Source organism: Frateuria sp. YIM B11624 (genome assembly GCF_049727805.1).
Classification (GTDB): domain Bacteria; phylum Pseudomonadota; class Gammaproteobacteria; order Xanthomonadales; family Rhodanobacteraceae; genus Frateuria_A.
In genome coordinates this window covers 23,564-43,881 of sequence record NZ_JBCNYA010000017.1, presented here as the reverse complement: position 1 = coordinate 43,881, position 20,318 = coordinate 23,564, and the positions used below count along the sequence as shown (strand labels likewise).

Here is a 20,318-nt window from a genome sequence, read left to right as displayed (position 1 = left end):
CCACCCGGTCGTGCGGTCGATGGGCGCGCCCTCCGCATGGCGTGTCGCTTTTCCAGCCTTCGTTTGCTTTTCGTTGGCCTGCATCCTTACCGCTGGCGAACGCCCCGGGGATCATCGGCTAACCAACGCCGTGCTATTCCTGCGCTCGAACGGGGTGCCGGCAGTCGGCCGGCTGCAGGACAATCAGGGGTTTCTTTCATTGGGAGCGACTATGCGTCTACGTATCCTGGCGGCCGCCGTCCTCGCCTGCGTCATGGCCCAGCCGGCGCTCGCGGGCGATGCCGACGCGTGGCCCACCAGCGTGGAGCTGGGCAACGGCGTCAATGCGGGCCTCAAGGGCCTGCTGCAGTACGACTTCAATCGCTTCAGCGACGATCGCCTGCCCGATGGCAGCGATCGATTCGACGATGCACAGACCTGGCGGCGCCAGGAATTCAATCTCTACGTCGAGAAGAAGGGCGCCTTCACGATCAACGCCGGCTACGACTTCCAGGCCAACAGCTGGGTGGACAACTACGTCGGCGTCGAAACCCATGCGGGCCGCTTTCGCGTCGGCCAGTTCAAGACGCCGGTGGGCTGGGAGGACGGCAACATCTCCACCGGCAACGTCACCTTCATGGAGCGCAGCCTGCCTGAGCAGGCGGTGTACGAAGGCCGCCGCGTGGGCCTGGACTGGGTCTACCAGGGCACCCCGCACTGGCTGCTGCAGGCGGGCTTCTTCACCCGCCACGACCTCAACGACGACGCGGCCGGCCAGACCTTCGCCGGGCGGGTGGTCTACAACCCGGTGCAGGAACAGGGCCAGGTGGTGCACCTGGGCCTGTCCGCCTCGCGCGAGCTGCGCGACGACCGTACCGGCCGCATCCGCGCTCGCCCGGAGGTGAACCTCACGCCGGTGCGGCTGGTCGACACCGGCACGCTCGAGGGCGTCGACCGGCTCGACCGGCAGGGCCTCGAGGCCGCCTGGATCCATGGTCCGGTGCTGCTGCAGGGCGAGTACCTGGCGATGCAGGCGATCCGCCCGGAGCAGCGCGACTTCCACAGCCACGGCTACTACCTGTTCGGCGCCTGGGCGCTGACCGGCGAATCGCGCGACTACAAGGCCGGCTCCGTCGGCGGGCTCAAGCCACGGCACGACTGGGGCGCGCTGGAACTGGCCTTGCGCTACGCCACGCTCGACCTGGACGACGGCGCGGTGATGGGCGGGCGTGAGCACGACTGGACGCTGGGCCTGAACTGGTACATCGACGATCACTTCAAGCTGCAGGCCAACGTGATCCGCGCCTTCAGCGACCGCGGCAACCTACCGCTGGATCCCACCATCTACGCGCTGCGCGCCCAGCTCAGCTTCTGACCGGCGGATCATCGGCAGGCGGGTCGGCGGCGTCGCCACGCCGACCCGCCACAGCCAGCGATCGCCGGCGATGGGCCCACCGTCGCGATCGAGCGGAAAGATCACCGCGTGGCTGGGCGAGACGTACAGCCCGTCGCCGTCGCGCAGGCCCATCCGCGCCAGGTCCTCGCTGGCGATGTCGGCCTCCAGCGGGTGGTCCAGCGCCGCCACCTCCAGGTCCAGGTGCGCCACGCTGCCGGCCAGGTAAACGTGGCGCAAACGTGCGCGCCACGCGCCGGGCATGGGGGCGGTGGACAGGGTCAGGTGCTCCGGGCGCACGTAGGCGATCGCCTGCGCGTGTTCGCCCATCCAGGGGTCGTTGGCGAAGGTCCAGCCACCGGCGGCGAAGCGCTCGCCCTCGCGGCGCAGGGTGAGACGGTTGGCCTTGCCGATGAATTCGCAGACGAACGGCGTCGCCGGTTGCTGATAGATCTCCCGCGGCGTGCCGACCTGCTCGATCCGCCCGCGGTTCATCACCGCGATGCGGTCGGCCAGCTCCAGCGCCTCTTCCTGGTCGTGGGTGACGAACACGGTGGTCAGCCCCAGCTCCTCGTGCAGCCGGCGCAGCCAGCGGCGCAGGGCCACGCGCACCTGCGCGTCCAGGGCGCCGAACGGCTCGTCGAGCAGCAGCAGCTCCGGCTCGACCGCCAGCGCGCGCGCCAGCGCCACGCGCTGGCGCTGGCCGCCGGAAAGCTGCGAGGGATAGCGCTTGCCGAAGCCGTCCAGCTGCACGCGCTTGAGCAACTGCTCCACGCGCGCATCGATCTCCGCGCGCTTGGGGCGCATGCGCCGCGGCCGCACGCGTAGCCCGAACGCCACGTTCTCGGCCACGGTCAGGTGACGGAACAGCGCGTAGTGCTGGAACACCAGCCCCACGTTGCGCTCGCGCGGCGCGGCAGCCAGGAAGTCCCTCCCGTTGAACTCCACGCGGCCGCTCTCCGGATAGTCCAGCCCGGCGAGGATGCGCAGCAGCGTGGTCTTGCCCGAGCCGGACGGCCCGAGCAGCGCGAGGAACTCGCCCGGCGCAATGCTCAGGCTGACGTCGTTGAGCGCCGGGTAATCGGAGAAGCGGCGGTTGAGGCGGGTCAGTTCGAGGGTCATGCGTCGGTTCCTCGCAGGGGAAGCGTCCGGGCGCCCTCCCGTGCCGGCGGGGGAGAGAGAACGGCGGGTGCGGTTCGAGAGTGGGACATGGCGTCACCGCCCGCCCGGCGCGTGCGCGGCGAGCTCGTCGCCGTAGCGCCATTCCAGCGCGATCCTGATCGCCAGCGTCAGCAGCGCCAGCAAGGCCAGCAGCGAGGCGACGGCAAACGCGCCGACGTAGTCGTACTCGTTGTAGCGCATCTCCACTTCGAGCGGGATGGTGGTGGTCAGCCCGCGGATGTGCCCGGACACCACCGACACCGCGCCGAACTCGCCCATCGCCCGCGCATTGCACAACAGCACGCCGTAGAGCAGCGCCCAGCGGATGTTCGGCAGCGTCACGCGGAAGAACATCTGCCAGCCGTTGGCGCCCAGCACGCGGGCCGCCTCCTCCTCGTCGTTGCCTTGCGCCTGCATCAGCGGGATCAGCTCGCGCGCCACGAACGGCAAGGTGATGAACATCGTTGCCAGCACCAGCCCCGGCACGGCGAAGATGATGCTCACGCCGTGTGCCTCCAGCCACGGCCCGAACCAGCCCTGCGCGCCGAACAGCAGCACGTAGACCAGGCCCGAGACCACCGGCGACACGGAGAACGGCAGGTCGATGAAGGCACCCAGCAACGCCTTGCCGCGGAACTCGAAGCGTGCCATCGCCCAGGCCGCGGCGATGCCGAACACCAGGTTCACCGGCACCGCGATGGCCGCCACCAGCACGGTCAGCCAGATCGCCGAGCGCGCCTCGTCCTGGCCGATGGCGTCGAAGAACGCGCCCGCGCCCTGCCGGAACGCTTCGACGAACACCACCGACAGCGGCAGCAGCAGGAACACGATAAGAAACACCACCGCGGCGAGCGTGAGCAGCCCTCGCCCGAGCACCCGTGCCCAGCCCAGGGGACGCGTACGGCGGCGGCTCATGGCGCGCTCTCCGCCCAGCGATGGCTCCAGCGCTGCAGCAGGGTGATCACCAGCAGCAGCACGAACGAGAATGCCAGCATCGCCACGCCCAGCGCGGCCGCGCCGGCGTAGTCGAACTGCTCGAGGCTTTGCACGATCAGGAGCGGCGCGATCTCCGACTTCATCGGGATGTTGCCGGCGATGAAGATCACCGAGCCGTACTCGCCCACCGCGCGTGCCAGCGCCAGCGCGAAGCCGGTCAGCAGGGTCGGCATCAGCATCGGCAGGATCACTTTCAGGAAGATCTGCCAGCGCCGGGCGCCGAGCGTCTCGGCCGCTTCCTCCACGTCGTGTTCGAGCGTCTCCAGCACCGGCTGCAGCGTGCGCACCACGAACGGAAAGCCGACGAACACCATCGCCACCAGCACGCCCCACGGCGTATAGGCGACCTTGATGCCGAGCGCGGCCAGCCATTGGCCGATCCAGCCGTTGGGGGCGTACAGCGCGGTCAGCGCGATGCCCGCCACCGCGGTAGGCAACGCGAACGGCAGGTCCACGATCGCGTCGAACAGGCGCCGCCCGGGAAAGCGGTAGCGCACCAGCACCCACGCCACCAGCAGGCCGACCACTACGTTGATCGCTGCCGCCAGCGTGGCACCGCCAAAACTGAGCTTGAGCGCCGCCAGCGTGCGCGGCACGCGCAGCAGCTCGATGAGGCCGCCCAGCCCCAGCCCGGAGGCCTTCCAGGCCAGCGCCGCCAGCGGCAGCAGCACGATCAGGCCCAGGTAGGTAAGCGAGTAGCCCAGGCTGAGATTGAAACCCGGCAGGATCCGTCCTCGTCGCATGTCAGCTCCCCGGGCCGATCTGGTCGAAGATGGCGCCGTCGGCGAAAAACTTCGCATTCACCTGGCTCCAGCTGCCGAAGGTGTCCTTGAGCGTGAACAGGTGCACCTTGGGGAACTGGCTGGCGTACTTCGCCATCACCTGCCCCGAGCGCGGGCGGTAGTGGTGCTTGGCGGCGATCTCCTGGCCCTGCGGCGAGTAGAGGAACTTCAGGTACGCCTCGGCGGCCGCACGCGTGCCGTGCTTGTCGACGTTGCGGTCGACCACCGCCACCGACGGCTCGGCCAGGATGCTCATCGAGGGCGCCACGATCTCCACGTCGGCGCCGCCCATCTCCTGCTTCGCCAGCATCGCTTCGTTCTCCCACGCCAGCAGCACGTCGCCGATGCCGCGCTGGACGAAGGTATTGGTGGCGCCACGCGCGCCGGTATCGAGCACCGGCACGTGCTTGTACAACTGGTGTACGAAGGCCTTGGCTTTGGCCTCGTTGCCGCCCGGCTGCCTGAGCGCGTAGCCCCAGGCGGCGAGGAAGTTCCAGCGCGCGCCGCCGGAGGTCTTGGGATTGGGTGTGATCACCTGCACGCCGGGACGCACCAGGTCGGACCAGTCGCGGATCTTCTTCGGGTTGCCCTTGCGCACGAGGAACACGATGGTCGAGGTGTAGGGCGCGCTGTTGTCAGGCAGGCGCTGCTCCCAGTCGCGCGCGAGCAGGCCGCGCTCGGCCAGCACGTCGACATCGTGCGCCAGCGCCAGCGTCACCACGTCGGCCGGAAGTCCGTCGACCACCGCCCGCGCCTGCTTGCCCGAGCCGCCGTGCGACATGCGGATGACCACGCGGTCGCCGTGCTGCGCCTTCCACTGCGCGGCGAAGGCTTGGTTGGCATCGCGATAGAGCTCGCGCGTCGGGTCGTACGAGGCGTTGAGCAGGGTCACGTTCTTGGCCGCCGCCGCACCCGCGGCCAGCGTGCCGAGGACGGCGCACAGCGCAATCAGCTTCTTCATGGAGTCTCCCTAACGAATGGATCGTTGCTCGCCGCACACCGGGCACGCGCCGGGCGCGGACACCCGTTCCTGCGGCCATGCCGCAGGTCTGGCGTGATCGGCTTTCTGTCTTTCCCTGGGTCGGGCGATTACGCCGGGTCTTGCCGGCGCAAGGCAGCGGCCGCGGGTGCTTCCCAGTCGTCGAATGCCTTGTGCGGCAGCGGACGACAGGCCCCTGGGCGATGGCTGCCTGCGGCCGTGGCCATGGCGGCCGGGCTTCGCGGGGCGGTGCGGATGTCGAGTGCGTCGTGCATGGTCGTACCTCGGGAATCGGCGTACTCGAGTCGCACTCCAGCACAGCTGCGGTTAAGCATCCGCTAGACATTCGTCGCGGATAGCGCAGCAATCGCGTCCACGTTTTCCTAACAAGCGCACGTGCGTCGGCCGAACCCGCGCGCCGCGGATGGATGGCCAACCGTTGCGCCGAGGGAGGTGCCGGCAGATCAACCGGTGTCGGCCTGGGCGACCGGCTCGGCCACCTCGTCCATGCGCAGTGCGGGCAGGGGAATGCGTACCGTTGCCGTCGTGCCGTTACCGTCGGACGACCACTGGATCTCGCCGCCAAGCTGCGTGGCGAACAACCGGTTGAGCCTCGATCCCAGCCCGCTTCCTGCTGCGTCGCTGCGCATGCCGCAGCCGCGATCGCTGACGGTGACGTGCAGCCACGTGCCCCGCCTCGCGGCATGCACGGCGATAGGACCGGGCGCGCCGCCATAGGCATACTTGGCCGCATTGGTGAGCAACTCGGTCACCACCAGGCCCAGGCTGATCGCGGTGTCGGCGGCGAGCCCGGTTTCGCAGGCATCGACCACCAGTTGCTGCATCCATCCCTCGCCCCAGGATTGCGCAAGGTCCGTGCCTAGCTGGCCCAGGTACGCGTCCAGCCGCACGACGCGCGCATCGTCGGGCTGGCTAAGTTGCCGGTGCACGGCGCCCACCGCGGCCAGGCGGCCCGCCGCGGCCTCCAGTTCGGTACGGACCTCGCCTCCGGCCGCCTGCCGCGCCTGCAGCCGCAGCATCGCGGCGACGATATGCAGGCTGTTCTGCATGCGGTGATGGGCTTCCTGCACCAGCAATCCGGCCTGCCGCTGCCGCTCGTGGGCCTCGCATGCCTCGATCCGCATCGCGCACTCGCGCACCACCAGCTCGCAGGCGAGGCGGACGGCGCAAGGCACGGGCCGAGGCGTGGCGTGATGGCAGGCGACCGCTCCCCACGGCCGGCCGCGCACCATGATCGGTAGCCACAGCGATGCGGCCACGCCCAGGCGTTCGAGCTGCGCACGATGCGCCGCTCCGCCGCCGCGCAGGACGCAGTGGCCGAGATCGGGATCCAAGCCGTGCGCCTGTGCGCGAAACACCGGCACCGGCAGCCGAGCGAGGTCGGGCGCTGCGTGGAAACCCACGCCATCGCCGTCGGGCGCAAACGGCAGGGGCAGAACGCCAACGAGCGATGGCGGCGACATGGAGATGGCTTCCTCCATGGCCGCCACCACGGCTGTGGTCCCGGCGGCGAAGCGCCCGATGGCCACACACTCGTACCCGGTGAGCTGACGCAGTGCCTTCGCGCAGGCCGCGCAGGTGGCTTGCACGTCGGAGCACGATTCGAAGGCCGCGCAGGCGTGGTGGATGGCAGCGGCGGCTGCCACTGCGTGGGGTTCGTCCGCGGGTGCCGGCTCGAATTCCAGTAGGGTGTACGGCCCACTGCGATGGGCCGAAACGTCCCAGCCGCTGCGGTCGTGATCGAGCCAGCGGCCCACGTGGCGGGGATGCGCCGTCAGGTCAGGCGGTACGGCGGGCAGCGGGTGCCTCGGCGCATCCGCGGTGTCCGCCAGCCGGCTGCCGAGCAGATCGCGCGGCCGGTGGCCGAACGGCCGGTCGGTAGTCCCTGCGAGCGCCGCAATGCAACCGGCGTCGTCGATTGCCAGCAGCATACCGTGCGGCTCGATCGCGGCAGCTTGCGGAAACGGCATGGTGGGCGGGGCACCGCCGGGTTCGATGTCTTGTCGCATGGGATCCCGAGCGCCGCCGGGAACGTATCGTCCGGGCGGCAAGTGTGGGGCCGGGGCGGCGGCCGGCCGTAGGCGGCAGCGGCGCTGCGCTCACGGTGATGGGCGGGCACTTTAGGCACGCAACTGCTGCCGTGTATGTTCACTAGTGGACATGCAAGCCCGCTGGATCACATTGCGAACACCTTTGTGGGCGCTACATGACGACGGAGCCGAGAGCGTGCTCAGCGGTTGGACGGCAGGCCACGCCTGCCCTGGAGGCTCGTGTGGATCAGCACATGAACGGCGGTGAAGCAGGCGACGTCCGGAAGCTGCGCATCGAGCGGCCGGCCAACAATCTGCTCCGCGCGTTGCGCGCGGAAGACCTGGCGTTGCTGACGCCGCATCTGAGGCCCTGGTTCGCCGATACGGAAACGGTGCTCTACGAGCCGGGCGATTCGGTGCAGACCGTCTATTTCCCGTGCGGCCCCAGCCTGGTTTCCTACGTGGTCCTGCTGGAAGACGGGCGCGGCGTGGAAACCGCCCTGGTCGGACGCGAGGGCGCCCTGGGCGGCATCGTCAGCCAGGGCCGGTTGCCCGCCTACGCGCGCGGCCTCGTGCAGTTCCCCGGGCCGTTCTATCGGATCGAATCGCGGGAACTGGAGGAGGCCAAGGCGCAGTCGGCGACCTTGCGTTATCTGTTCGCCCGCTACGCCGACTGCCTGCTGGCCCAGGTCTTCCAGTCCGTCGCCTGCAATGCGACCCACACCATCGAGCAACGCGTCGCCAAATGGCTGACGGCCGCGCTGGACCGCACCGGCGACCACGACGTGCCGCTGACCCAGGAGCAACTGGCGTCGATGCTCGGCGTGGGCCGCAGCTACATCAGCCGGGTGGTGCAGAACATGAAGATGCGCGGCGTGCTGGAAACACGCCGCGGCGGCGTGCGCGTGCGCGACAGGGAGCAACTGCAGCAGCTTTCGTGCAGATGCAACGATGCGGTGCGCGCCCATTTCGACGACGTGCTCAAGGGCGTGTATCCGACGGAAGACGAAAGCACCATTCTCAAGTTGAACGCAGGCGCCGCCGCCCCCGGTTCCCGCATGCCGGGCTAGCCTGGCGCCTGCGGTGCCGGCGAAAGCCACTGCGCGACGGGGACCGCGCAGATGCCGCCGAGGAACTGCGCCAGCACGAAGCCGGGCACATCGGCCGGCCGGATGCCTGCGAAGCTCTGCGTCAGCGAGCGCGCGACGGTCACCGCCGGGTTGGCGAAAGAGGTACTCGCGGTGAACCAGTACGCCGCGAAGATGTAGCTCGCCACCAGGCCCGCGACGGCCGACGGCCGCTGGCGGCTGCCGAGCAGGATGGTCAGCAGCAGGCCGAACGCGGCCACGCCCTCGCTCAACCACTGTGCGGCGCCGCTGCGCACGTGCGTGCCCGGTTGCAGCAGCGGCAGATCGAACATGGCGTGCGCAAGCAGTACGCCGGCGACCGCGGCTACGACCTGCACGAGCACGTAGGCGAGCGCATCGCGCGCACTCAGGTCGCCGCGCAGTCCCATGGCGAGCGTGACCGCAGGATTGAAGTGGGCGCCGGAAATCGGTCCGAACAGCACGATCAGGACATACAGCACGCCCGCCGTCGCCGCCGCGTTGGCGAGCAACGCGATGCCGGCGTTCCCGGGCGAGAGCATCGTGCCCATGATTCCCGAGCCGACCACGGCGGCGAGCAGCAGGGCGGTGCCGATGAACTCGGCCAGCAGCTTGCGCGGCAGCATGGTCAGAGCGACGCCAGCAGCGCCTGGACGCGTGCGGAGATCTCGTCGCGCACGCGCCGGTAGCCGGCATCGTCCAGATGCTTCGGGTCGGGCAGGTTCCAGTCCTCGCGCCGGCGCGCCGGTACCCAGGGACAGCGGTCGCCGCAGCCCATCGTGACCACGGCATCGAACGCACCCGAGACCTCATCCAGCGACTTGGAGGCGTGCGCGGAAAGGTCGTAGCCCAGTTCCGCCATGAACTGCACCGCACGCGGGTTGATGCGGCCGGAGGGCGCGGAGCCGGCGCTCCACGCCTCGACCCCTTCGCCGCCGTGCATGCGCGCGAAGGCTTCGGCCATCTGGCTGCGGTTGGAGTTTTCGATGCACACGAAAAGGATGCGTTTCTTCATGCGTGGATTTCCGGCGTGCCCACTGCTCAGCAGCAACCGGAGCCCGGTGCGCAGCAGGCCGCGCCCTTGTCCACCTTCGGCTTGACGGTGCGCAGGTCGGGGCTGCAGCTCGCGCCGTCCGTCGCGCAGGGTGCTTCGCCTTCGTAATAGGTCGTCGCTTCGCCGAAGGTGTGGAAGGTTTCCCAGCGCGTGCCCTGCGGATCCTCGGTCCACAGCTTGTCGGAGCGCGCGTAGCAACAGACGGTCGCCTGCTCCGGCACGAGCGCGCCGCCGGCCGCGTCCAGCCGCCGACCGAGCGAAGCGAGTGCTTCGTCGCTGTCGGCCTGGATGCCCATGTGGTCGATGCCCGGCGCACGGCCGGTGGTGGAAATGGCGAAGTTGACGCGCGGGTCCTCGACCATCCACTTGGCGTAGTCGTCCTTGCGCACGGTCGGCTCGGCGCCGAACAGCGCGGTGTAGAAGCGGATGCTCGTCGCCAGGTCGGCGACGTTCAGGTGCACGTGGAATCGGTTCATGGCTCAGGCTCCCTTGCGGCGCGGTTTGCAGGCCTGCGCCGGACCGCAGGTGACGGAACCGGCGCAGCAGTTTTCGGTGAGGTAGGCGATCAATGCGTCCATCTGCGCGTAGTCGGCACGAAGGCGGATCACCCGGCCTTCGCGCTCGTCCCGCACCAACCCGGCGGCGCGCAGCACGTTGAGGTGCGCGGTGAGCGTGGCCGGCGGCAGATCCAGGCGTTCGCGCAGCTCCCCGACGGAGAGGCCTTCCGGCCCGCCCTGCACCAGTTGCCGGAAGGCGGCGAGGCGGGTTTCGTGGCCGAGCGCGCTCAGGGCAGCCAGTGCGGTCTTGATTTCCATAATTCGGAAATTATGGAAATGTTTGGCGCATGTCAAGCCTGGGATGGCTCAGCGGGTTCCGCGATACCGCAGCGCCTCGACCACCAGCGCAAAGGCCGGCGACGGCTGCCGGCGGCTGGGGTAGTAGAGGTGGTAACCGGGGAAGGGCGGGCACCAGTCCTCCAGCACGCGCACCAGCCGGCCGGCATGCAGGTGCGTGAGCACCTGGTCCTCGGGCAGATAGGCCAGGCCGAAGCCGTCGATGGCTGCGGCCAGGATGGGCGTGATGCTGTTGAAGACCAGTTGCCCGTCGACGCGCACGTTGACCGGGCGCCGGTCGCGCTCGAACTCCCAGGCATACAGCCCGCCGAGGGTCGGCAGCCGCAGGTTGATGCAGGTGTGCGCGGCCAGTTCCTGCGGACTCCGCGGCGGCGGGCGGCGCGCGAAGTAGGAAGGGGCGCCCACCGCGGCCATGCGCAGGGCCGGCCCGATGCGCACGGCGACCATGTCCTTCTCGACCTGCTCGCCCATGCGCACGCCGGCGTCGAAGCGCTCCGCGACGATGTCCTTCAGGCCGTAGCTGATGTCCAGTTCCACCCTGATGTCGGGATAGCCCGGCAGGAAACGGGCGAGCCGCGGCCACAGGATCGATTCGACGGCATGCTCGCCGACGGTGATGCGCACCGTGCCGGCTGGCTTGTCGCGCAGCGCGGTGACCGCGTCCAGCTCGGCGTCGATTTCGTCGAAGCGGCTGCCGATGGACGCCAGCAGCCGCTCGCCCGCCTCGGTGGGCGCCACGCTGCGCGTGGTACGGGTGAGCAGGCGCAGGCCCAGCCGTGCCTCGAGTCCGCGGATGGTGTGGCTCAGGGCCGACTGGGACACGCCCAGCAGGGCCGCCGCGCGGGTGAAGCTGCGCTCACGCGCCACCGATACGAAGGCGAGTAGATCGTTGTAGTTCTGCCGGGCCACGCGACGCGCCTGGGGCCGATTGATGAGCGCGGATCATAGATGCATGCGCGACTGGGCGGCTAATCACCCGCGGCCGGCATCCCCACACTAGCGGGCGGTCCGTTACCAGGAGCAACCCATCCATGCAGATCAAGCGCAATGGCTCCCAGCCGTCGATGCAGGGACCGGCCGAGTGGTTCACCGGCTCGGTCCGCATCGACCCGCTGTTCACCGCGCCCGCGCCCGGCCGTACCGCCTGCGCGAGCGTCACCTTCGAGCCGGGCGCGCGCACGGCCTGGCACTCGCATCCGCTGGGCCAGATCCTCGTCGTCACCGCCGGCTGCGGCTGGACGCAGTGCGAGGATGGCCCGGTCGAGGAGATCCGCGCCGGCGACGTGATCTTCTGCCCGCCGGGCCACCGCCACTGGCATGGCGCCACGCCGACCACGTCGATGACCCACATCGCCATCCAGGAAGCGCTCGAGGGCAAGGTCGTCGACTGGATGGAGCACGTCAGCGACGCGCAATACCTCGCCGGTGCGGCGAAGCTTGGAAAGGGCTAAGCCGGCTTTGCTACCGTCGCCCGGTTGCACGCATCCCCACCCTGCACAGGAATCATCCATGAAGACCAAAGCCTACGGTGCCCACGCCAGCAACAAGCCGCTCGAAGCGATGGACATCGAGCGCCGCCAGCCCGGGCCGCACGACGTGCAGATCGACATCGCCTATTGCGGCGTGTGCCACTCGGACCTGCATACGGTGCGTTCCGAGTGGGCCGGCACGCTGTATCCCTGCGTGCCCGGCCACGAAATCGTCGGCCACGTCAGCGCGGTCGGCGACGAAGTGACCGGCTTCAAGGTCGGCGACACCGTCGGCGTCGGCTGCCTGGTCGACAGCTGCCAGCACTGCGCCTCCTGCGGCGAAGGCCTGGAGCAGTTCTGCGAGAACGGTTTTGTCGGCACCTACAACGGCAAGACGCCGGATGCCCCCGGCCACACGCTGGGCGGCTATTCGCAGCGGATCGTGGTCAGCGACCGCTTCGTGCTGAAGATCCGCCACCCCGAGGAGCAGCTCGCCGCGGTCGCGCCGCTGCTGTGCGCGGGCATCACCACCTGGTCGCCGCTGCGCCACTGGGGCGCCGGTCCGGGCAGGAAGATCGGCATCGTCGGCATCGGCGGCCTGGGCCACATGGGCATCAAGCTGGCCCATGCCATGGGCGCGCACACGGTCGCGTTCACCACGTCCGAGTCCAAGCGGCAGGACGCTCACGACCTGGGCGCGGACGAGGTGGTGATCTCGAAGCATCCCGACGACATGGCCAAGCACGCCGGCAGCTTCGACTTCATCCTCAACACCGTCGCGGCCAGCCACGACCTGGATGCGTACACCCGGCTGCTCAAGCGCGACGGCACGCTGTGCCTGGTCGGCGTGCCCGAACACGCGCACCCGAGCCCGAACATCGGCACGTTGATCTTCGGCCGCCGTTCGATCGCCGGCTCGCTGATCGGCGGCATCGCCGAGACGCAGGAGATGCTCGACTTCTGTGCCGAGCACGGCATCGTCGCCGACATCGAGATGATCCCGGCGCAGAAGATCGATGAGGCCTACGACCGCATGCAGCGCAGCGACGTGAAGTACCGCTTCGTGATCGACAACGCCTCGCTCGCCGCGTAGCGGGCAGGGCCTTCCCCGTTCCTGCGGGGAGGGCCCGACGTCGGGCATGCACGTGACGCCGCGCATCGTCGAGGGCTGGAACCCGCTGGGAGAGCGCCCCGCGGCGAACGACGACGACGTCTTCGAGTTGCTGACGGCTGCTGTCTTCCAGGCGCGCTTCCGGCCGGCTGTAGTGCGTGTGCGCTGGCCGGGCATCCGCCACGCCTTCGCCGGCTTTCACCTGGCCACCGTCGCCACCTGGCCGGACGAACGGCTGGCTGCGCTGATGGATGCCGAGGGCATGATCCGCAACGAAAAGAAGATCCGCGCCACCTTGCGCAACGCGCGCGACCTGCAGGCGCGTAGCCGGCAGTGCGGCGGCGCGCTGGCCTACGTGCACGCCTTCGGCGGCGACGAGGAAGCGCTGGTCCGCGACGCCGACACCTGGGCGCACTACATCGGCGCGCCCTCCATCCGCTGGTTCGTGCGCGCCCTCGGCGATACGCGCCGCAGGTAAATGCGAAGAGCGTGTGGCGCGGCGAGACGTGGCTCACGACATTGACGCTAGACTGCCCTGCGCAGACGTCCGCTGCACGGCGGGCAGGGCGGGATCGGCTACTCTTTCGCGGTCCGCCGTGCCAAGCTGCCAAGCCCGCGCGGGGACGGCACGAAGATAAAAACGATCTAAGGATGACCCTCAATGCGCAGCCCGAATGCCCGCGAAGAGGTAGCCGCATGAATGCGGTGCGTCGCCGACGCGGAATCGCCGCGTTGACGCTGCTTGCGTGGTCCATCCAGGCCGCCCATGCGTCCATCGACTTGCCGGCCACCGACCTGAGCAGCCTCTCGCTGGAGGACCTGGGCAAGGTGGTGGTGTCCTCGGTAGCCAAGAACCCCGAGGCGCTGGCCAAGGCGCCGGCCGCGGTCTACGTGATCAGCCACGACGATATCCTGCGCTCGGGCGCGCGCAGCCTGCCCGACATCCTGCGGCTGGCGCCCAACCTGGAAGTCTTCCAGACCAGCCCGGGCGACTACACCATCACCGCACGCGGGTTCAGCGGCAACAACGCGGCGCAGAACTTCCCGAACAAGCTGCTGGTGCTGATCGACGGGCGCAGCGTGTATTCGCCGATCTTCTCGGGCATGTACTGGGACGACCAGTTCGTGTTGCCGGAGAACATCGAGCGCATCGAGGTCATCAGCGGTCCGGGCGGCGCGCTGTGGGGCGCCAACGCGGTCAACGGCGTGATCAACATCATCACCCGCGCAGCGGCCGACACCCAGGGCGGCCTGCTGAGCCTGAGCGCGGGCAACCTGGAGAGCAGCGCCGCCGTGCAGTACGGCGGCAAGCTGGGGCGGCACGCGCATTACCGTGTCTATGCCAGCGACGTGCGCCGGCGCGCCTTCGACAACAGCGCCGGCCAGGACGCGCACGACGGCTGGCGCAAGCCGCAGGCTGGCTTCCGGCTGGACTGGGATGCCGGCGAGGGCGATGCGGTCATGCTCCAGAGCGACCTGCACGACGGCCGCCAGGACCAGCCCTCCGGCGTGGAAGGGCGCAGTACCGAGGGCGACCTGCTGGCGCGCTGGCAGCATGCATTCAGCGAGACCTCCAGCTTCCAGCTGCAGACCTACTACGACCACATGTACCGTCGCAACGAAGGCGACGGCAGCGGCTTCAAGCTCGATACCTGGGACATCGAGGCGCAGCACAACCTCATGCTGGGCGAGCGCAACCAGGTGGTGTGGGGCGTCGGCGACCGCATCTACCGCTACGACATCAAGCCGCGCATCGGCGCGGGCAACTCGCTGCTGTGGGATCCCACGCGCAACACCCAGAACCTGGCCAACGCGTTCATCCAGGACCAGATCGCGCTCGATCCGCGCACGCAACTGACGCTCGGCCTGAAGGCCGAGGACGACCCGTACTCCGGCGTCTCGCTGATGCCCAATGCCCGGCTGTCCTGGCAGCCGACGCGCAACGTGCTGCTGTGGGCCGCCGCCTCGCGCGCCGTGCGCACGCCTACGCCGTTCGACGAGGACGTCATCGAGAAGCAGGGCACGGTCACCTTCGTCACCGGCAACCCGGACTTCCGGCGCGAGAAGCTGACCGCCTACGAGGCCGGCTGGCGGGCGCAGGTCGCCACCCGCGCGACCGTGTCGGTCTCGGCGTACTACAACGTCTACGACGACCTGCGCACGATCGAGTTCACGCCGGTCACGCTGCTCCCGCTGACCTGGGGCAACAACATGTACGGACACACCCAGGGCGTGGAGGCGTGGGGCAGCTATGCGGTCAATGACCGGTGGCAGTTGGGCGCCGGCTTCACCGCCCAGCGCCAGCACCTGCGCTTCAGGCCGGGCGCAAGCGGATTGCTGGGCGTGGCGCAGGCAGGCAACGATCCGGACCACTGGGGCTTCCTCCGTTCGATGGTCAACCTGTCCGACCGCTGGACGCTCTACACCGAGCTGCGCGGCGTCGACGCGCTGCCCGATCCGAAGGTGCCCGGCTACGTGGAGCTCGACGCGCGCCTGGGATGGCTGGCAAGCGACAAGCTGGAACTGTCGCTGTCCGGCTTCAACCTGCTGCATGCCTGGCACCAGGAATACGTGTTCCCGGACAGCGACCGGATCGGGCGCAGCGTGTCGCTCGACGCCCGCCTGCATTTTTAGCCGCGCGCCCGGACCGCAGGAGATGACGATTCCCACCCGCCGCGCCGCGCCCCGATCCACCTTGCATGCCAGGGCGGCCGTGCGGCTTGCGTGGCTCCGTGGCGCGCCTGCCTGCCTGCTCGCATTGCTGCTTGCCTGCGTCACGGGCGAGGCACGGTCGCAGCCGGCGCCGGCGGACGTCTCGCTCGAATACGCGGTCAAGGCGACCTACCTCTACAAGCTGGCGCCTTTCGTGAACTGGCCGCCCACGACCTTCACTGCGGCGAACGAACCGTTCCGCATCTGCGTGGCCGGCGACGATCCTTTCGGCCACTACCTGGAGAAACAGGTCGCCGGGCGCAGCCTGGGCACCCATCCGTTCGAGGTGCGCCGGCTCGACGCGCTGACGCGCGACGCGGCGTGCCAGATCGTGTTCATCAGCCACCTGCCGTCGCAGAGCATCCATGACGCGCTCGACGCGGTCAGCGGACGGCCGGTGCTGACGGTGGTCGATTCCACCGCGCCACACCAGGGCGGCATCGTGCAGTTCGTGATCCAGCGCGGGCGCGTGCGCTTCGTCATCGACACCGGCGAGGCGGCGCGCAACCACATCACGATCAGCTCCAAGCTGCTCAATCTCGCCCTGGCGGTGAGGGAGCCGACGTGAAGTCGCGCGGCCTGGGCCAGTCGTTCGCGTTCCGGCCGGTGCTGGCGCTGGTCGCCGCCGCGCTGCTGCTGCTCGCCGGCGCGCTCGCGGCGGGCTACCAGTACCACTCCTCCAGCACCGAGCAGCGCCGCCAGTTGTCCGTGCAGGCTAGGATCCTGGCTGCCAGCGTGACCGCCGCGGTCGCGTTCAACGACCGCGCCACAGCGCAGGAGTATGTCAATGCGCTGATGCTCGACCCCCGGCTGGACGCGGCGGCGGTATACGACGAGTCGCATCACCAGGTCGCCGGCTTCCAGCGCCCGGGCAGCGAGCCGATCGCCGACAGCCTGGCCAACGGCGGGCGGTTGCCGCGCGGCCACCTGCTGGTGGCCGTGCCGGCGCAGCAAGGCACCACCACCGTCGGCAGCGTCTACCTGCGTGCTGCGGACACGCCGCTGGTCATGCAGTTGGCGCGCTACAGCGGCGTGGCACTGCTGACGTTGATGGCTTTGCTCATGCTCGCGGCACTGGCGGTGGCCCAGCGCGTGCTCACGCGCGCCAACGTCGTGCTGCAGCGGCGCGCGCGCGAACTGGCCAATGCCAACGAACGGCTCAGCGCGGAGATGGAACAGCGCGCGCGCACCGAGGAGGCGCTGCGGCAGAGCCAGAAGATGGAGGCGATCGGCCAGCTCTCCGGCGGCATCGCGCACGATTTCAACAACCTGCTGATGATCATCCGCGGCAGCCTCACGCGGCTGCAGAAGCAACTGCTGCAGAGCGAGCCGGGCGTCGAGCGCAAGGACCAGCTCGAACGCGAGCGCGTCGCAGCCGGCGAGCATCCGGACGCACCCACCGCCGCGTCGCAGGTTCCCGACCAGGACAACGAGTTCTTCCGCCAGCGCCAGGCCCGCCACGCACAGATCCAACGCTACCTGGACATGGCGCAGGACGGCATCGACCGCGCCGCCAGCCTCACCCAGCGCCTGCTCAGCTTCGCGCGCCGGCAGCCGCTGTCGCCCAGGTCGCTGCAACTGGATGCCCTGGTCCGCAACATCCAGCCGCTGCTGGACCATTCGGTCGGTTCCCGCTGGAAGATCGAGTACCAACTGCGATCGCAATGGCCGGTGCTGTGCGACTCCAATCAGATGGAGAACGCGATCCTCAACCTGGTCATCAACGCGCGCGATGCCATGCCCGAGGGCGGCCAGATCACGATCTGCACGGACGACCTCCGCGTGGATGCAAGCCATCTGCTGGATGGCCTGGCCGACGGCGACTACGTCCACCTGCGGGTGGTCGACACCGGCGTGGGCATGAACGAGGAAGTGCGCAGCAAGGCGTTCGATCCGTTCTTCACCACCAAACCGGTGGGCAAGGGTACCGGCCTGGGCCTGAGCACCATCCTCGGCTACGTCGAGCAGTCGCGTGGCGTGGCCAGTATCGAGAGCCAGCCCGGCCGCGGCACGACCATCCATATCATCCTTCCCCGCGCCCCCCGCGAAACCATCCCCGAGGAAGCGTAATGCCCCCTGTCGACACCATCCCCCACGTCCTGCTCGTCGAAGACGAGGCCTTCCTGCGCGAACTGGTCATGGAAGGCCTGCAGGACGCCGGCTTCAGCGTGGTCGAAGCCAGCGACGGCACCTCCGGCGTGCAGGCGCTGCAGTCGGACCAGCGCATCGACCTGTTGTTGAGCGACATCAAGCTGCCGGACATCGACGGCTACCAGGTCGCCGAAGCCGCCCGCACGCTGCGCCCGGGCGTGAAGGTGATCCTGATGACCGGCTACGCGCCTTCGCCGCTGCCGCCGGCGTTGCGGTCGGTGGTTTACCGCGTGCTGCAAAAGCCGTTCTCGCTGGAAAGCCTGCCCGACATGGTGACGGCCGCGCTGGAGGGCTGAGCGCACGTCCGGGCGAGGCAGGCGCGGTGGCTCCGCGAGCTTGCCAGGGATCGACCTTCACTCGGCCGGCCGGCCGGAGTCACGGCTGCGGGCCGAGCCCGTGGCCGTGATTCACGCCGTGCCGACGCATCGTTGATCCGGGACCGACCACTTTCCCTCCGAGCGCCGCATCCATCGCTGCGATAGGCGTGCGCCGTACGCGTCACGGTGTGCGGCAGGCTTCAGTGGCAATAGCGGAGGCACCACAGGCGCCTCCGTAACTGGAGGGCACCAACGCCAACCTAAGGCGCCATGGCACGATGACCCGACAACAGGCTCAGCCGAGCGCACCGCCAGATCGGTCTGGCCGCCCCGTCGATGGGCCGGCCAGCGGGGCGCCAAGCCTGGACATCCTTCAGCAGGTCATCGATGCCAGCCCGGCGATGATCCAGGTGGCCGACCTCGATTACCGTTTCCTAGCCATCAACGAGGCCAGCGCCGACGAATTCGAGCGCATTTTCGGCGTGCGGCCCAGGCGCGGCGACTCCATGCTCGAACTGCTCGCGGATCGGCCCAGGCAGCAGGCCGAGGTCAGGGCCGTGTGGAGCCGGGCGCTTGCCGGGGAATCGTTCAAGCAGGTCGGCGAGTACGGCGACGCCCGGCGCGAGCGAAGAAGCTACGAGATGAACTACTTCCCCCTGCGGGGAAACAACGGGAAACAGGTCGGGGCCTTCCAGTTCGTCTACGACACCACCGGCAGCGTGCGGCATGTCCACGTTCCCGCGGAGACGGGCGTCCTCCATCGGGCCGAAGGGGTGGTCGGTGCCGGGCTGGACGAAGGCCAGTACAGGGAACTGTTTGCCAGGATCCGCGAGGGCTTCTTCGTCGCCCAGGTCGTGCGCGACGACCAGGGTCAGGTCGTGGATTTCGTGTTCCTGGAGGCCAACGAGGCCTTCAGCGCGCAGACCGGCCGCTCCGCGCAGGCAGTGGTGGGTCGTCCTGTCAGCCAGGTCATACCTGGTGTTCCCTTCAGCCTGATACGGCTCTACGGCGCCGTGGTCGACAGCGGCACGCCTTCGGTGTTCGAGGTGCACGTGCCTGCGCTGCAGTTCCGCTCCTTCGAGGCCCGCGCGCACCCGCTGGGCGGCGAACGGTTCGCCGTGTTGTTCCTCGACATCACCGAGCGCAAGCGCATGGACAAGGCGCTGGAGGAAAGCCGTGCCTCGCTCGCGACCATCGTCGATTCCGTCGACCAGATCATCTGGACCGCGCGGCCCGACGGCTACCACGATTTCTTCAACCGGCGCTGGTACGAATTCACCGGCGCGGTGCCCGGGACCACCGACGGCGACGACTGGGCCTGGCTGTTCCACCCGGACGACCGCGAGCGCACGTTCGAGCGCTGGCGGCACAGCCTGGTGACCGGCGAGCCCTATGAAATCGAGTACCGCATGCGGCACCACACCGGCGTCTATCGCTGGATGCTGGGTCGCGCGCACCCGGTGCGCGGCGAGGACGGCCAGATCCTGCGCTGGATGGGCACCTGCACCGACATCCACGAGCGCAAGGCGTCCGCCGAGCAACTGGAACTGGCCGGCAAAGAGCTCAGCCACCGCATCAAGAACATCTTCGCGGTGGTGTCGGGGCTGGTCGCTCTCACCGTGCGGCAGTTTCCCGAGAGCCGCGCCTTTGCCGACGAACTGCTCGACCGCCTGGCCGCTCTGGACGAGGCGCACGACTACGCGCGGCCGCACGGGCGCGATGGCGAGCCTGTCGAAATGAACGCCACGGTGTTCGGCCTTACCTGCCGCCTGCTCAGGCCCTACACGCTCGAAGGGTACGAACGTGTCGAGCTGACCGGCGACGACGTCCCGATCGAGCCGGGCGCGATTACGCCCTTCTCCCTGGCCATCCACGAGCTCGCCACCAATGCCGCCAAGTACGGTGCATTCGCCGTGCCCGGCGGGCGGGTGAAGGTATGCGGCGAACGCGCGGGTGACCGCTTCATCCTGCACTGGTGCGAGCGGGGCGGGTCGACCGTGCGGGAACCGCAGCGGGCCGGCTTCGGCACCCGGCTGGTCGACGTGACCCTGCGCGACCAGTTGGCCGGCGAACTGACCCGCACCTGGCATCCGCAAGGGCTCGAGGTGCACGTTTCGGTGCCGCTGGACCGGCTCTCGGGGATCCAACACACCTAGCGGCTCGTTTCCAAAAGGCCGGCTTCGGCGCCGGTCGCGGCGCGCCC

At 69.2% G+C, this 20,318-nt stretch carries 19 protein-coding genes and 1 pseudogene; 10 read left to right on the top strand and 10 right to left on the bottom strand.

The annotated features are described in order from the left end of the window. Nucleotides 1-211: 211 nt before the first annotated feature. A complete protein-coding gene (locus tag AAIL17_RS10380; protein WP_424682761.1) occupies nucleotides 212-1,354 on the top strand; it encodes an OprO/OprP family phosphate-selective porin in 1,143 nt (380 codons plus the stop codon). A 93-nt stretch (nucleotides 1,355-1,447) separates the two neighbouring features. Here AAIL17_RS10380 and AAIL17_RS10375 read toward each other — a convergent pair. The 5 genes and pseudogenes from AAIL17_RS10375 to AAIL17_RS10355 all read right to left on the bottom strand — a co-directional run. Beyond that, a pseudogene (locus AAIL17_RS10375) lies at nucleotides 1,448-2,494 on the bottom strand (sulfate/molybdate ABC transporter ATP-binding protein); the annotation flags it as partial. A 93-nt stretch (nucleotides 2,495-2,587) separates the two neighbouring features. Beyond that, nucleotides 2,588-3,448 (bottom strand): sulfate ABC transporter permease subunit CysW, encoded by an 861-nt coding sequence (gene cysW, locus AAIL17_RS10370; RefSeq protein WP_424682760.1) that lies wholly within the window; start codon nucleotides 3,446-3,448, stop codon nucleotides 2,588-2,590. Beyond that, the gene (gene cysT / locus AAIL17_RS10365; RefSeq protein WP_424682759.1) at nucleotides 3,445-4,272 is read right to left on the bottom strand and encodes a sulfate ABC transporter permease subunit CysT; all 828 of its coding nucleotides are present in this window, start codon (nucleotides 4,270-4,272) and stop codon (nucleotides 3,445-3,447) included. The genes cysW and cysT overlap by 4 nt, the downstream gene beginning before the upstream one ends. A gap of 1 nt (nucleotide 4,273) precedes the next feature. After that, complete coding sequence (locus AAIL17_RS10360) at nucleotides 4,274-5,272, bottom strand: sulfate ABC transporter substrate-binding protein (RefSeq protein WP_424682758.1); 999 nt, start codon at nucleotides 5,270-5,272, stop codon at nucleotides 4,274-4,276. A gap of 482 nt (nucleotides 5,273-5,754) precedes the next feature. Further along, complete coding sequence (locus AAIL17_RS10355; protein WP_424682757.1) at nucleotides 5,755-7,320, bottom strand: histidine kinase dimerization/phosphoacceptor domain -containing protein; 1,566 nt, start codon at nucleotides 7,318-7,320, stop codon at nucleotides 5,755-5,757. A 275-nt stretch (nucleotides 7,321-7,595) separates the two neighbouring features. Here AAIL17_RS10355 and AAIL17_RS10350 point away from each other — a divergent pair, with 275 nt between their 5' ends. Further along, on the top strand, nucleotides 7,596-8,411 hold the full coding sequence (locus tag AAIL17_RS10350) for a Crp/Fnr family transcriptional regulator (protein WP_424682756.1): 816 nt from the start codon (nucleotides 7,596-7,598) through the stop codon (nucleotides 8,409-8,411). On the opposite strand, the gene AAIL17_RS10345 is transcribed toward AAIL17_RS10350, so the two are convergent. The 5 genes from AAIL17_RS10345 to AAIL17_RS10325 are packed head-to-tail and all read right to left on the bottom strand — an operon-like array spanning nucleotide 8,408 to nucleotide 11,264. After that, nucleotides 8,408-9,073: an aquaporin gene (locus AAIL17_RS10345; RefSeq protein ID WP_424682755.1), complete on the bottom strand. Its 666-nt coding sequence runs from the start codon at nucleotides 9,071-9,073 to the stop codon at nucleotides 8,408-8,410. The two genes, AAIL17_RS10350 and AAIL17_RS10345, sit on opposite strands and share 4 nt — an antisense overlap. A 2-nt stretch (nucleotides 9,074-9,075) precedes the next feature. Next, nucleotides 9,076-9,462 carry an arsenate reductase ArsC gene (locus AAIL17_RS10340; RefSeq protein ID WP_424682754.1) on the bottom strand — a complete coding sequence of 129 codons (387 nt, stop codon included), beginning with the start codon at nucleotides 9,460-9,462 and terminating at the stop codon, nucleotides 9,076-9,078. A 26-nt stretch (nucleotides 9,463-9,488) separates the two neighbouring features. Further along, nucleotides 9,489-9,977, bottom strand: a complete 489-nt coding sequence (locus AAIL17_RS10335) for an ArsI/CadI family heavy metal resistance metalloenzyme (RefSeq protein WP_424682753.1) — start codon at nucleotides 9,975-9,977, stop codon at nucleotides 9,489-9,491. Between the two features lie 3 nt (nucleotides 9,978-9,980). After that, nucleotides 9,981-10,316, bottom strand: a complete 336-nt coding sequence (locus tag AAIL17_RS10330) for an ArsR/SmtB family transcription factor (protein ID WP_424682752.1) — start codon at nucleotides 10,314-10,316, stop codon at nucleotides 9,981-9,983. Nucleotides 10,317-10,364: 48 nt separating this feature from the next. Continuing rightward, nucleotides 10,365-11,264, bottom strand: coding sequence for a LysR family transcriptional regulator (locus tag AAIL17_RS10325; RefSeq protein WP_424682751.1), 900 nt, complete (start codon nucleotides 11,262-11,264; stop codon nucleotides 10,365-10,367). Between the two features lie 122 nt (nucleotides 11,265-11,386). Between AAIL17_RS10325 and AAIL17_RS10320 the strand changes: the two genes are divergently transcribed. The 8 genes from AAIL17_RS10320 (at nucleotide 11,387) to AAIL17_RS10285 (ending at nucleotide 20,271) form a co-directional block, all read left to right on the top strand. Next, complete coding sequence (locus AAIL17_RS10320) at nucleotides 11,387-11,806, top strand: (R)-mandelonitrile lyase (protein WP_424682750.1); 420 nt, start codon at nucleotides 11,387-11,389, stop codon at nucleotides 11,804-11,806. Nucleotides 11,807-11,864: 58 nt separating this feature from the next. Continuing rightward, nucleotides 11,865-12,917, top strand: a complete 1,053-nt coding sequence (locus AAIL17_RS10315) for an NAD(P)-dependent alcohol dehydrogenase (protein ID WP_424682749.1) — start codon at nucleotides 11,865-11,867, stop codon at nucleotides 12,915-12,917. A gap of 46 nt (nucleotides 12,918-12,963) precedes the next feature. Next, nucleotides 12,964-13,413 (top strand): DNA-3-methyladenine glycosylase I, encoded by a 450-nt coding sequence (locus AAIL17_RS10310; protein ID WP_424682748.1) that lies wholly within the window; start codon nucleotides 12,964-12,966, stop codon nucleotides 13,411-13,413. 218 nt (nucleotides 13,414-13,631) lie between these two features. Then, entirely contained in the window at nucleotides 13,632-15,569 is a 1,938-nt protein-coding gene (locus AAIL17_RS10305) for a TonB-dependent receptor plug domain-containing protein (RefSeq protein ID WP_424682747.1), read from the top strand. Nucleotides 15,570-15,591: 22 nt separating this feature from the next. Then, the gene (locus AAIL17_RS10300; protein ID WP_424682746.1) at nucleotides 15,592-16,215 is read left to right on the top strand and encodes a YfiR family protein; all 624 of its coding nucleotides are present in this window, start codon (nucleotides 15,592-15,594) and stop codon (nucleotides 16,213-16,215) included. Then, on the top strand, nucleotides 16,212-17,717 hold the full coding sequence (locus tag AAIL17_RS10295; RefSeq protein WP_424682745.1) for a sensor histidine kinase: 1,506 nt from the start codon (nucleotides 16,212-16,214) through the stop codon (nucleotides 17,715-17,717). The genes AAIL17_RS10300 and AAIL17_RS10295 overlap by 4 nt, the downstream gene beginning before the upstream one ends. Then, entirely contained in the window at nucleotides 17,717-18,094 is a 378-nt protein-coding gene (locus AAIL17_RS10290; protein ID WP_424682744.1) for a response regulator, read from the top strand. The genes AAIL17_RS10295 and AAIL17_RS10290 overlap by 1 nt, the downstream gene beginning before the upstream one ends. Nucleotides 18,095-18,393: 299 nt before the next feature. After that, on the top strand, nucleotides 18,394-20,271 hold the full coding sequence (locus tag AAIL17_RS10285; protein ID WP_424682743.1) for a PAS domain-containing protein: 1,878 nt from the start codon (nucleotides 18,394-18,396) through the stop codon (nucleotides 20,269-20,271). Nucleotides 20,272-20,318 lie beyond the last annotated feature (47 nt).

Excerpts from the sequence above, each read along its gene's own strand:
- AAIL17_RS10380 (WP_424682761.1), top strand. The coding sequence starts at position 212 with ATGCGTCTACGTATCCTGGCGGCCGCCGTCCTCGCCTGCGTCATGGCC.
- cysW (WP_424682760.1), bottom strand. The coding sequence starts at position 3,448 with ATGAGCCGCCGCCGTACGCGTCCCCTGGGCTGGGCACGGGTGCTCGGG.
- cysT (WP_424682759.1), bottom strand. The coding sequence starts at position 4,272 with ATGCGACGAGGACGGATCCTGCCGGGTTTCAATCTCAGCCTGGGCTAC.
- AAIL17_RS10360 (WP_424682758.1), bottom strand. The coding sequence starts at position 5,272 with ATGAAGAAGCTGATTGCGCTGTGCGCCGTCCTCGGCACGCTGGCCGCG.
- AAIL17_RS10355 (WP_424682757.1), bottom strand. The coding sequence starts at position 7,320 with ATGCGACAAGACATCGAACCCGGCGGTGCCCCGCCCACCATGCCGTTT.
- AAIL17_RS10350 (WP_424682756.1), top strand. The coding sequence starts at position 7,596 with ATGAACGGCGGTGAAGCAGGCGACGTCCGGAAGCTGCGCATCGAGCGG.
- AAIL17_RS10345 (WP_424682755.1), bottom strand. The coding sequence starts at position 9,073 with ATGCTGCCGCGCAAGCTGCTGGCCGAGTTCATCGGCACCGCCCTGCTG.
- AAIL17_RS10340 (WP_424682754.1), bottom strand. The coding sequence starts at position 9,462 with ATGAAGAAACGCATCCTTTTCGTGTGCATCGAAAACTCCAACCGCAGC.
- AAIL17_RS10335 (WP_424682753.1), bottom strand. The coding sequence starts at position 9,977 with ATGAACCGATTCCACGTGCACCTGAACGTCGCCGACCTGGCGACGAGC.
- AAIL17_RS10330 (WP_424682752.1), bottom strand. The coding sequence starts at position 10,316 with ATGGAAATCAAGACCGCACTGGCTGCCCTGAGCGCGCTCGGCCACGAA.
- AAIL17_RS10320 (WP_424682750.1), top strand. The coding sequence starts at position 11,387 with ATGCAGATCAAGCGCAATGGCTCCCAGCCGTCGATGCAGGGACCGGCC.
- AAIL17_RS10315 (WP_424682749.1), top strand. The coding sequence starts at position 11,865 with ATGAAGACCAAAGCCTACGGTGCCCACGCCAGCAACAAGCCGCTCGAA.
- AAIL17_RS10310 (WP_424682748.1), top strand. The coding sequence starts at position 12,964 with ATGCACGTGACGCCGCGCATCGTCGAGGGCTGGAACCCGCTGGGAGAG.
- AAIL17_RS10305 (WP_424682747.1), top strand. The coding sequence starts at position 13,632 with ATGAATGCGGTGCGTCGCCGACGCGGAATCGCCGCGTTGACGCTGCTT.
- AAIL17_RS10300 (WP_424682746.1), top strand. The coding sequence starts at position 15,592 with ATGACGATTCCCACCCGCCGCGCCGCGCCCCGATCCACCTTGCATGCC.
- AAIL17_RS10290 (WP_424682744.1), top strand. The coding sequence starts at position 17,717 with ATGCCCCCTGTCGACACCATCCCCCACGTCCTGCTCGTCGAAGACGAG.
- AAIL17_RS10285 (WP_424682743.1), top strand. The coding sequence starts at position 18,394 with ATGACCCGACAACAGGCTCAGCCGAGCGCACCGCCAGATCGGTCTGGC.